The 11,833-nt window shown below is 63.5% G+C and carries 9 protein-coding genes; all 9 read left to right on the forward strand.

Annotated features, from left to right (window positions below; translation table 11 throughout):
• The first annotated feature begins 105 nt into the window (after positions 1-105).
• Positions 106-768, forward strand: a complete 663-nt coding sequence (locus KEM60_RS15780; protein ID WP_219232341.1) for a lysoplasmalogenase — start codon at positions 106-108, stop codon at positions 766-768.
• 242 nt (positions 769-1,010) lie between these two features.
• On the forward strand, positions 1,011-3,953 hold the full coding sequence (gene leuS / locus KEM60_RS15785) for a leucine--tRNA ligase (protein WP_219232343.1): 2,943 nt from the start codon (positions 1,011-1,013) through the stop codon (positions 3,951-3,953).
• A 43-nt stretch (positions 3,954-3,996) separates the two neighbouring features.
• Entirely contained in the window at positions 3,997-4,926 is a 930-nt protein-coding gene (locus KEM60_RS15790; protein ID WP_255574738.1) for a DegV family protein, read from the forward strand.
• Positions 4,927-5,000: 74 nt separating this feature from the next.
• Positions 5,001-6,521: a class I SAM-dependent DNA methyltransferase gene (locus KEM60_RS15795; protein WP_219232345.1), complete on the forward strand. Its 1,521-nt coding sequence runs from the start codon at positions 5,001-5,003 to the stop codon at positions 6,519-6,521.
• A complete protein-coding gene (locus KEM60_RS15800) occupies positions 6,518-7,627 on the forward strand; it encodes a restriction endonuclease subunit S (protein ID WP_219232347.1) in 1,110 nt (369 codons plus the stop codon). Before KEM60_RS15795 ends, KEM60_RS15800 begins: the two co-directional genes overlap by 4 nt.
• 64 nt (positions 7,628-7,691) lie before the next feature.
• Positions 7,692-7,856 carry a DeoR family transcriptional regulator gene (locus KEM60_RS17065; protein ID WP_219232349.1) on the forward strand — a complete coding sequence of 55 codons (165 nt, stop codon included), beginning with the start codon at positions 7,692-7,694 and terminating at the stop codon, positions 7,854-7,856.
• Between the two features lie 164 nt (positions 7,857-8,020).
• The gene (locus tag KEM60_RS15810; protein ID WP_219232351.1) at positions 8,021-8,644 is read left to right on the forward strand and encodes a hypothetical protein; all 624 of its coding nucleotides are present in this window, start codon (positions 8,021-8,023) and stop codon (positions 8,642-8,644) included.
• A gap of 144 nt (positions 8,645-8,788) precedes the next feature.
• Positions 8,789-9,979, forward strand: a complete 1,191-nt coding sequence (locus tag KEM60_RS15815) for a Fic family protein (protein WP_219232353.1) — start codon at positions 8,789-8,791, stop codon at positions 9,977-9,979.
• On the forward strand, positions 9,976-11,760 hold the full coding sequence (locus KEM60_RS15820) for a DEAD/DEAH box helicase family protein (RefSeq protein ID WP_219232355.1): 1,785 nt from the start codon (positions 9,976-9,978) through the stop codon (positions 11,758-11,760). Before KEM60_RS15815 ends, KEM60_RS15820 begins: the two co-directional genes overlap by 4 nt.
• Positions 11,761-11,833 lie beyond the last annotated feature (73 nt).

Below are 11,833 nucleotides of genomic sequence, written 5' to 3' on the forward strand. Positions count from 1 at the left end.
GTGCCGGGTCACGCCCCTCGCCGTATCTCCATCTCAGCTGGTCTCCGCTGCCTCGGCCGCGCCTGACACGATCAAACCCGTTGGCGCAGTAAAGTCCTGAGCACCATGACCCCAGCCATCGCCGCCGCAGCCCTCTATGGGACGTCAGCGTGCCTGTGCTGGTATGCGACAGAACGAGGGCCGATCCTGCTCTTCAGAGTCACGAAGATTGGCACCCTGATCGCGTTGCTCGGTGTGGCCGTTGCCTTGCACGCGTGGCACACCCCTGAAGGCATCGCGCTGCTCGCAGCCTTGGTGCTCTGTCTCTTCGGAGATATCGCGCTGCTAGACAGCGGCCCCCGAGGATTCCTCGCTGGACTGGGCGTTTTTCTCCTGGCGCAGCTGGTCTACAGCTGCGCTTTTGTGATGATTCGATACCACGATGACCGTCCCTGGTGGACCAGCATCATCGGGCTGGTCGTGGCTGTGGCAGTGGTCGTCCCGATGGTGCTCAGATCGCTGCCACTGGCCTGCCGGGGCGCTGTCAGCCACGGCGGTGTCACCTGGGGCTGGGCGGTCCTGGCGTATTACGCGGCCATCTCGATGATGGTGCTGGCGGCAGGAGCCAGCGGTCGGACGCTGCTTCTGGTCGGTGCAATCCTCTTCGGTGTCTCTGACACCGTGCTTGCGTTGAACCGCTTCCACGCTCCCCGCCCTTACGCCGGGCTGGTCGTGCTGTCTCTCTACCACCTCGCCCAGGGGGCCATCGTGATCGGGGCGCTCAGCTGAACACCCCACCGAGTCACGGCTCGAAGCGTCCGCTGAGACTGCGCTAGCCTGGGGGCATGCGTAGCGCACTGCTCCTTAGCTAGCCGCGTCGACCACCCGGGAAGCGACGCGGCCGACCCCCGCTGATGGGGGTCTTGTCATGTCCGACGGTGGACCCGGCGACCGTGGCGCAGACCGGCCGCCCCGGCGGGGCGCAGACGCGCCGGAGGCATCCGCACGACCGAGCGAGGATCGACCAGACGATGAATGACACACCTTTCCGGTACACCGCAGCCCTGGCCGGGCGCATCGAGACGACGTGGCAGCAGGTGTGGGAGGAGCAGCACACCTTCCACGCGCCCAACCCGGCCGGCCCGCTCGCCGCAACAGAGCAAAACCCTGGCGGTGACCGGGTCTTCGTGATGGACATGTTCCCCTACCCTTCCGGTGCCGGTCTGCACGTCGGCCACCCTCTGGGGTATATCGCGACTGATGTTTTTGCCCGCTACCAGCGGATGATCGGCAACAATGTCCTGCACACCTTGGGATATGACGCTTTTGGCCTGCCCGCTGAGCAGTACGCCGTCCAGACCGGACAGCACCCCCGTGTCACCACGGAAGCCAACATCACCACGATGAAACGGCAGCTGCGCCGCCTCGGCTTGGGCCATGACGACCGCCGTGGCGTCGCCACCATCGACGAGGACTTCTACCGCTGGACGCAGTGGATTTTCCTGCAGATTTACAACAGCTGGTACGACGAGGGCGCGCCTCGCCGTCGTGGTGAAGGCACCGGCCGGGCTCGCCCGATCACGGAGTTGATCGAGGAGTACGCCGCCGGGCGAGTCGCCACCCCGGACGGGCGGCCCTGGGCGGACCTGACCGTTGACGAGCGCCGCGACGCCGTAGACGCGCGCCGCCTCGCCTACGTCTCTGCCGCACCAGTGAACTGGTGTCCCGGCCTGGGCACCGTCCTGTCCAACGAAGAGGTCACCAACGACGGTCGCAGCGAGCGCGGGAACTTCCCGGTGTTCAAACGCAACCTGTCGCAGTGGATGATGCGGATCACGGCGTACGCTGACCGGCTCGTCGATGACCTGGACCGGCTGGACTGGCCGGAGCCAGTGAAGTTGATGCAGCGCAACTGGATTGGGCGTTCTCAGGGGGCGCGGGTGCGGTTCGCCGCCCAGGCTGCTTCAGGGGCGGAGGTCCCGGTGGAGGTGTTCACCACCCGCCCGGACACCTTGTTTGGTTCGACGTTCATGGTGTTGGCGCCGGAGCATCCGCTGGTGGATGAGCTGGTGCCGCAGGGGGGATGGCCGCAGGGCATCCCGCAGGTGTGGACTGGTGGCGCTGCCACCCCCGCGGAGGCTGTGGCGGCGTACCGGTTGGCGGCGTCTCGTAAGAGCGACGTGGAACGGCAGGTTGAGGACAAAGACAAGACGGGTGTTTTCACCGGCGGGTATGCGGTGAACCCGGTGAATGGTGACCGTATCCCGGTGTTCATCGCCGATTACGTGTTGATGGGATATGGCACCGGCGCGATCATGGCGGTGCCAGCGCATGACGAACGGGACTATGCGTATGCGCGGGCGTTTGACCTGCCTATCGTCGATGTGATCAGTCCGGTGGTGGACGGCGCGGCCGATCCGGCCTGGGCTGGTTCGGTGGCTGATGGTGTCGCCTTCACCGGTGACGGTGTGGCCGTGTATAGCGCCAATGATCAGGTCAGCCTGGACGGGTTGGGCGTGGTCGAGGCGAAGGCACGCATCATCTCCTGGCTGGAGGAGCAAGGGTGGGGCTGCGGCACGGTGACATATCGGCTGCGGGACTGGCTGTTCAGCCGTCAACGGTATTGGGGTGAGCCGTTCCCCATCGTGTACGACGAGGACGGGCACGCGCACGCCCTGCCGGAGTCGATGCTGCCGGTGGCGTTGCCGGAAGTGCCGGACTACAGCCCGAAAACATTCGACGCAGATGACGCGACGAGTTCGCCTGAGCCACCGCTGTCGCGCGCCACCGATTGGGTCCACGTCGAGTTGGACCTGGGTGATGGGCCACGCCGGTACCGCCGGGAAACCAACACCATGCCCAACTGGGCAGGTTCCTGCTGGTATGAACTGCGCTATTTGGACCCGACGAATCAGCACGCCCTCGTCGACCCGCAGGTCGAGCAGTACTGGATGGGTCCGCGCGACCAGCCAGTGTCAGGCGCGCCAGTCGGGGCGAGCGACCCTGGTGGCGTTGACCTGTATGTCGGCGGCGTTGAGCACGCCGTACTGCACCTGCTCTACAGCAGGTTCTGGCACAAGGTGCTCTTTGACCTGGGGCATGTCAGCAGCGAGGAACCCTTCCGCCGGTTGTTCAACCAGGGATATGTCCAGGCGTTCGCGTTCACTGACAGTCGCGGCCAATACGTCCCCGCCGCGGAGGTCGAAGAAGTCCCTGCCGCCGACGGCAGCGGTGACAGCACCTACCGCTGGCAAGGACAGCCCGTGACCCGCGAATACGGGAAAATGGGCAAGTCATTGAAGAATGTCACCACTCCCGACGAGATGTATGACGCGTACGGCGCCGACACCTTCCGGGTGTATGAGATGAGCATGGGCCCGTTGGATCAGTCCCGGCCGTGGGAGACCCGCGCCGTCGTCGGATCACAACGGTTCCTGCAACGCCTGTGGCGTTTGGTTGTCAACGAACAAGACGGCAGCTGCGCCACTCGCCCCGACGCGCCGTACGACGACGCGACCCGCCGGATTGTGCACCGCACCATCGACGGGGTCCGCGCCGACTACGAAAACCTGCGGTTCAACACGGCCATCGCCAAACTCATCGAATGCACCAACGCCTTGACGAAACTGCCGACGGTCCCCACCGAAGCCGCGGAAGCGTTAGTGCTGATGACCGCACCCATCGCCCCGCACATCGCTGAGGAAATGTGGTCAACCCTCGGGCACGACACCTCCTTAGCGCACGCGTCGTTCCCAGTAGCCGACCCGACCTACCTGACCCAAGACACGGTGACCTGCGTCGTCCAAGTCCAAGGAAAAGTCCGGGACCGCCTCGAGGTGCCTGCCGACATCACGGCCACCGACTTGGAGACCGCCGCCCTCACCAGCGAACGCATCACCGGGTTCTTGGCAGGCCACACCGTCCGCAAGGTCATCGTGCGAGCACCCCACCTGGTCAACATCGTCGCTGGCTGACGCCGACCCGACTCTGAGACCAGCGATGGAAGAGCATGCCGTCGTGACCGCCCACCCGGACGGTCGCGACGGCATGCTCGGCCCCACCGGCATCGCCATCGTCACCGACTCCACCGCCTGCCTCCCCACGACCGCCAACGCCACCCACGGCATCACCACCGTCCCGCTGACCGTCCTGGTCGACCACGACGTGTACGTCGAAGGCGTCGACCACCCCGCCGGGGAACTACGCCTCGCCTTGACCCACCCCGGCGAAGCCAGCACCTCCCGTCCCAGCCCCCACGCCTTCCTCAGCACCTACGACGACCTCGCCCGACGTGGCGCCACCGCCATCGTGTCGATCCACCTGTCCGCCACGCTCTCCGGCACCGTCGACGCCGCCCGGATCGCCGCCCGCGACGCGCAGATCCCCGTGCACGTCGTCGACTCCCGATCCATGGCCATGGGGTTGGGATACGCCGTGCTCGCTGCCGCACACCAACGTGCTGCCGGCGGCGACATCCACGACATCGCCCACACTGCTCGCGATGTGGGATCTCGCGCCAGCGTGTTTTTCTGCGTATCGTCGTTGGATTTCCTTCGCCGCGGCGGACGTATCGGCGCCGCCTCCGCACTGCTCGGATCAGCGCTCGCCGTGAAACCGTTGCTGGCTTTGGTGGATGGTCAGGTGGTGCCGGTGGAGAAGCAACGCACGATGGCGCGGGCCGCAGCTCGACTGGTTGACTTGGTGGGGGAGAGCGGCCCGCTAGCTGATCCTGCCGCAGGGGGATCGGCGGAGGTCCACGTCGCGGTCCAGCACGTTGACGCCGCTGACCGGGCTCAGGCGTTGGCGGACGCGTTGAGCGCGCGATGGGCCCCACGGTTGGCTGGGCCGGTGCAGGTGGTCCCGATCGGCCTGGTCGGAGCGACCCATCTCGGGCCGGGCTGCCTCGGGGTGGTCGTGGCGCCTGCCCTTCGTGGGGTGGGGGAGTAGGGGAGCAGCGGGGGCCGGTCTGGGAGCAACCTGGTCTGCGGAGAGGGCCTGTGAGCTCGTTGTATTGTGTTGCAGTGATCACAGGTGAGCTCCGCAGCAAGATCGACCGCATTTGGGACTCCTTCTGGTCAGGGGGTATCAGCAACCCCCTTGAGGTGATCGAGCAGATCACGTATCTGCTCTTTATGCGCCGACTCGACGAGTTGCAGACGCTCCAGGAAAACAAGGCTCGCCGTCTGGGTGAACCGGTGGTGAATCCCACCTTCCTGCCTGGTCAGGAGCATCTGCGTTGGTCGCGCTTCAAGAACGAAGAACCGGCTGTCATGTTTAAGGTGGTCGGCGAGAAGGTTTTCCCCTTCCTGCGTGGTTTGGGTAGCGAAGGGTCGACATATTCGGATCACATGCGCGATGCCCGCTTCACCATCCCCACCCCGGCGTTGCTGGCCAAGGTCGTGGACATGCTTGACGACGTGCCGATGGTGGATCGCGACACTAACGGCGACATCTATGAATACATGTTGGGCAAGATCGCCTCGGCCGGTCAGAACGGCCAGTTCCGCACGCCGCGGCACATCATCCAGTTGATGGTGGCGATGACGGCGCCGACGCCGAAAGATGACATCGTGGATCCGGCGTGTGGTACGGCGGGATTCTTGGTTGCCGCTTCGGAGTATCTACGCACCGCGCATCCGAGCGTGATGACTGATGAGGCTCAGCGGCATCACTTCAACCGGTCGATGTTTCACGGCTATGACTTCGACAATGTGATGTTGCGCATCGGGTCGATGAACATGTTGCTGCATGGTATTGAGGCGCCCGATATTAGATATCGCGACAGCTTGTCGCAGGGGGCCGCTGCCGATGAGGGGCGTTATTCGCTGGTGCTAGCGAATCCGCCGTTCGCCGGTAGTCTCGACTATGAGTCGACATCGGCTGTGCTGTTGAAGGACGTGAAGACTAAGAAGACGGAGCTGCTCTTCTTGGCGCTGTTTCTGCGCCTGCTGAAGCCGGGTGGGCGGGCGGCGGTCATCGTGCCGGATGGGGTGCTTTTCGGGTCGAGCAAGGCGCACAAGACGTTGCGGCAGAGGATCGTGGAGGAGCACAAGTTGGATGCGGTGGTGAAGCTTCCGTCGGGGGCTTTCCGTCCGTACGCCGGGGTATCCACCGCCATCCTGTTTTTCACGCGCACCGATTCGGGCGGCACCGACGACGTGTGGTTTTACGACATCCAGGCCGACGGGTGGAGCCTGGACGATAAACGCTCGCCGCTGCTTCCTGCGGACAAACTGGGCTGTACGCCGGATTCGCCGTTGGCCGCGGGCGAGCATGAGAAGAACAACCTGCCCGACGTGCTGGCCCGCTGGCGGCGGCGTCGGGAGGAGTCGGAGCGGGGGCGTGCCCGGACCGAGCAGAGCTTCTGCGTGCCGAAGGCCGACATTGTCGCGCAGGGCTATGACCTGTCGCTGAACCGGTACAAGGAGGTCGTGCACGAGGAGGTCGAGCACCGCGACCCGCTCGACATCATCGCCGACTTGGAAAAGCTGGAGGCCGAGATCAGTCAGGGCCTCGTCGACCTGAAGGCGATGCTCAAGTGAAGCCCGGCTGGACGACCGTTGCCCTCGGCGAAATCTGCGAGCTCAAGTACGGAAAAGCCTTAGCGGCCGCGCTCCGAGTTCCCGGCGCTTATCCGGTGTTCGGGTCCAACGGCCAAGTCGGCAATCACGACCGCTGTGTAACGAGCGGGCCAACGATCATCGTTGGGCGCAAGGGCTCTTTCGGCGAGGTCAATTACTCCGAGATCCCTTGCTGGCCGATTGACACCACGTACTACATCGACCGAACGGCGACGAAACAGGATCTCCGCTGGCTGCGACACGTTCTGCCCAGTCTTCGCCTGACCGAGCTGAATCGGGCCGCCGCCGTGCCTGGACTGAATCGGGACGATGCTTATGGCCAGAGGTTGCTGCTGCCGCCGCTCGAGGAGCAGCGCCGCATCGCCGCCATCCTCGACCACGCGGCGGGCTTGCGTGTCCTGAACCAGCGGTTCGTCTTCGGCCTGAACCGGTTGAGTAACGGCTTAACTGACTGGCTCCTTCGGCAAGGTTCCCACGAGTCGGTGGCGCTCGGTGACGCCTCCGACATTCAAGGTGGACTACAAGTCAGTGGTAAGAGAGCGGCTCTGCCCGTCGCGGTGCCATACTTGCGTGTTGCAAACATTGGGCGCGGCCACGTGGATTTGTCCGACATCAAAATGCTGCGTGTGACGCAGCAGGAGCTCAATCGCGTCAGATTACAGCCGGATGACTTGCTGCTTGTGGAGGGTCACGGTAATCCAAGCGAGGTCGGTCGAGCGGCCCGATGGGATGGCGAGCATGAGAATATGGTCCATCAAAATCACCTCATCCGCGTCCGCGCTACCGGTGATCGATTCTTACCTGTTGTGCTCGAGGCGCTCATTAACTCAAGCCTCGGTCGAGAGCACTTCACGCGGTTCGGCAAAACGACCAGCGGCTTGAACACGATCTCAACCAGCAATGTGCGCTCCTTGATTCTTCCCGTTCTTTCTAAAGCCACTCAATCAGATTTTGCGGAACGATCCAAGGCTCTTGGGCAGCAACGAGAACGCTTCGCCCAGCAGGAATGTGCCCTAAGTCGCCTCGGCGACTCCCTGCAGGCGCGGGCTTTTTCGGGGGGGCTGTGAGCCATGCCGGTCGAGATGGGGATGTGGCGCATCGACGGGGAGACCCCGCGGCGCCCTCTACACCGTGCAGTCGCATCGCAACAGCCGCCGCGTCTCCGTCGAGACCGCACGGCAGGACCTCATGGACCTGGCCGAGCGAGGGCTGCTCACGCGCGGTAAGCCCGGCCGTCGCTTCGCCTGGTCGCCGGCGCCGGACCTGGTGACCCGCGTCGGCAGCCCGCCCACCTAGCCGATCTGCCAGTGAACTACCAGTTGTAGCAAAACTGGTAGTTCGTCGGAGCGTAGGGCTGTCGTCGCCCGACGACCTCAACACTGAGCAGCAGCTCACGATTGTCGCCACCGACCTGGACGCCGGGTCGGAGCGGATCGTCACCTGACCTGCGGACCTTCGGGGTGCCCGTCAATGCCGTCTTCTTCTCCTACCTGGAGGACGACGGGCGGCGCTACCTCGCTCGGTCCTGGCTGGCCCAGGACCGAGACGGCGACGCGGGCAGCACGTCATACGGGAAAACGACGAAAAGCAAGAGCGCGGAGTGGAACGGACGCGACTGGTTCGCCTGCTTCGGGGAGTATCCGAACGGACGCGTCTGGGAGGACGGTCGCCGCTACGGGTTCATCTCCGCGGGCGGAGGGGCCTGGTACACCCGAACACTGCGCGACGTGCCCGAGGGCTCGCGGATCAACGCCTACGTCCCGCAACGCGGATATGTCGGCATCGGGGAGGTCACCGGCCCAGCCCAGCGCTTCGACGAGGCCCGCGTCTCGGTCGACGGCCGCGAGGTAGCACTGGCGTCGCTGCCGTTGACCGGCACGTATGTGCACGGCGCCGACGGTGAGGTCGAGAGCGACGAGGTAGCCGAATGGGTCCTACCGGTGCGCTGGCTCGCCAGCCTCCCGGTCGAGCAGGCCTACTCCGAGAAGGGCCTCTTCGCCAACCAGAACAGCGCCTGCAAGCTGCGTCAGGAGTTCACGCTGCAACGGCTGGCCCAGCGTTTCGCCGTACCGGACGAGGAGTGACGCTCCAAGCCACGTTGGAGCGAGTCGCTGAACTTCCAAGCAACTCGCCACTTTGCTTGGAAGTTCATCTGCACGCTCCAAGTGAGCTTGGACCCTGCGGCTGAACTTCCAAGCAAAGTGGCAATCTACTTGTATGTTGAGCTCATGCGAGCTGCTGACTTCGCCACGACCATGTTTGGTGCTCCGACCCGACAGCCAGGAAATCGGTGGTCTTTCGACTACTACCTTCCTGGCCCCATCCCCCGCGATCTGCCGCTCAACACGCCATTGGTGACCGCGCTATCAGACGCAGACGCAGCCCTCGGTCAGCTCCAAGGACTCGGCACTCTCATCCAAGAACCAGGCGCGCTGATCGGGCCCTACCTGCGTCGGGAAGCGCTGGCAAGCACCCGCATCGAGGGCACCCAAGCATCCCTATCTGAAGTACTCCAGGCAGAACTCGACGATCAACCACAAACACAAGATGTCGTCGAAGTCCAGCGCTACCTCGAAGCCACCTCCTTGGCGCATCAGCTACTGAAAGAACTCCCGATCACCCAGCGGCTCATCCTTCAGGTTCATAGGGAGCTGTTGCGAGACGTACGCGGTGAGGAACGGCGACCAGGGGAATTTCGCGCATCACCTGTCTGGATCGGGGGGGCAGGCGCCACCCCAGAGACCGCCGCATTCGTACCGCCCCTGCCCGATCATCTCCCCGAGCTCCTCACGGACTGGGAGAATTTCGTCAACGACGACGGGCGCGCCTACCCCGCCCTCATTCAAGCCGCTCTCATGCACTACCAGTTCGAGACGATCCACCCGTTCCTCGACGGGAACGGTCGCATCGGCCGTCTCCTCATCAACCTTCAGCTCATGGCAAGGGGCCGACTCAGCGATCCGCTCCTCTACCTGTCCAGCTACTTCGAAACGCACCGGCATGACTACTACCGCAACCTGCAGGGCGTGCGTGAAACCGGCAACATCGACGGCTGGCTCCACTTCTTCCTCGGCGCAGTCAAGGAACAAGCCGGAGATGCCGTGGCCCGCGCCCGCGCCTTGATCGAACTACGCGAGGAACTCCGCGCCCAAGCCGCCAGCCGACCCAAATCGAGCCTTCCGCGCCTCGTTGACATGATCGTGCGCAACCCCTATGTCACGGTGCGATCGGTCGAAAACGCTATCGACCTCACGAATCAAGGTGCCCGCCACGTCATCCGAGCAGCGGTCGAATTGGGCTGGCTGGAAAGCCTTGGCTCCTATGGCAGAGGCGGCAGGGAGCACTGGCTCGCCCCTCGAGTCTTGGAGATACTTGAAACACCCATGGCCTACGACTCGACCAAGGATGTCGACCGATGACAGTCAGCAACTTCGACTTCGTCCCCCACGAATGGGACACAATACGCGCCGACGCCGTGCGCGCTGAGTCGTACGGAACCACCGACCCACGCTCCGCGGTTTTTTACGCCCGGCGCGTGATAGAGCAGGTCGTCATCCGCATTTTCGACCTAGAACGTTTACCCCTGCCCTACCGCAGCGACCTCAACGCGCGTCTCGGCGACTCCAGATTCCAAAGCGCTGTCGGCCCCGACTTTGTCACCAAAGCCACCATCATCCGACGCCTCGGCAACAACGCTGTTCACGACGACCGCGCCGTCTCCGCCGTAACTGCTCTGACAGCGCTGCGACACCTACACGACGTACTCAAATGGGCCGCATACACCTATTCCGCAACCCCGGACGTCGTACCCACTGAGACGTCATACGATGCCTCCCTCATCCCCCCCGCTACAAAGAGCAGTAGCCAACCACCCCTCACCACAGACGAACTCAACAAACTCCTCACGACGTTCGAAGCCAAAGACGCAGCCCTCGCTGAAGCCAAAGCCAACAACGAAACTCTGCAAGCTGAACTCGACGCCGCACGCAGCGCAGTCGCCGCAGCGCAAGCTGCCAAGCAACCGCGCGCCCTCACCGTCGACGTCAGTGAAGCCGAGACACGGCTGCAATTCATTGACCTTGACCTCGCCGAAGCTGGCTGGACCCTCGACGAGCAGCGAGACCGCGAATACCCAGTTATCGACATGCCCGGAGATACCGGGAAGGGATACATCGACTATGTGCTTTGGGGCGACGATGGGCTTCCCCTCGCCATTGTCGAAGCGAAACGCACCCTGCGTGACGCACTCGTCGGGCAGCAACAAGCCAAGCTCTACGCCGACTGTCTGGAAAACATGACAGGTCGGCGGCCAGTCATCTTCTGCACTAACGGTCATGATCGGTGGCTCTGGGACGACGCCGCCGGCTACCCTCCCCGCCGTATCGCAGGGTTCCTCACCAAAGACGAACTCGAACTGATGGTCCAGCGTCGCCGCACACGACTACCACTGAGCGACGCCGTGATCGACAAAGCCATCGCCGGACGGCACTACCAGGTCCGTGCAATCAGGGCTGTTGGCGAATCATTCGAAGCCAAACGGCGCGAAGCACTGTTGGTCATGGCCACCGGCTCCGGAAAGACCCGCACTGTCATTGCCCTCATCAACCAACTCATGAAGCAAGGCTGGGTGAAACGCGCCCTGTTCCTCGCGGACCGGCAGGCGCTCGTCACCCAGGCAGTCGGTGCTTTTAAAGCCCACCTCTCAGCTTCATCACCGGTCAACTTGCTCACCGAAAAAAACGGTGAAGGTCGCGTTTACGTCTCGACGTACCCGACGATGATGGGACTAATTGGCGAAACTGACGCTGCGGGAACGCGGCGTTTTGGGCCCGGATTTTTCGATCTCATCGTCATCGATGAAGCGCACCGCTCTGTGTATGCGAAATATAAAGCTATCTTTGACTGGTACGACGCAATGCTGGTAGGGCTCACTGCCACTCCGAAAGACGAAATCGACCGCAATACCTACGGCTTATTCAACCTAGAGGCCGGCGTACCCACCGACGCATACAGTCTCGACGAGGCCGTAGCGGAGGGGTACCTTGTGCCGCCCCTCGCGGTGTCAGTGCCATTGAAGTTCTTGCGAACCGGCATCCATTATGATCAACTCTCCGATGCCGAAAAAGACGAGTGGGACGCCCTCGACTGGGGTGACAAGGCGGATTCATCCGGTCAGTGCCTCGCCTGCTTCGGTGAGTAGTTTATCGAGGCGTTCGGTGGGGGTGTCGAAGTCCAGGGTTTGACGGGGCCTGCCGTTGAGGAGGTAGGCGACG

The sequence above is a fragment of the Austwickia sp. TVS 96-490-7B genome (assembly GCF_019331795.1).
Taxonomy (GTDB): Bacteria; Actinomycetota; Actinomycetes; order Actinomycetales; family Dermatophilaceae; genus Austwickia.

Bases quoted from the DNA above. Each gene is read 5' to 3' on its own strand.
- KEM60_RS15815 (WP_219232353.1), top strand. From the start codon at position 8,789: ATGCGAGCTGCTGACTTCGCCACGACCATGTTTGGTGCTCCGACCCGA.
- KEM60_RS15780 (WP_219232341.1), top strand. From the start codon at position 106: ATGACCCCAGCCATCGCCGCCGCAGCCCTCTATGGGACGTCAGCGTGC.
- KEM60_RS15820 (WP_219232355.1), top strand. From the start codon at position 9,976: ATGACAGTCAGCAACTTCGACTTCGTCCCCCACGAATGGGACACAATA.
- leuS (WP_219232343.1), top strand. From the start codon at position 1,011: ATGAATGACACACCTTTCCGGTACACCGCAGCCCTGGCCGGGCGCATC.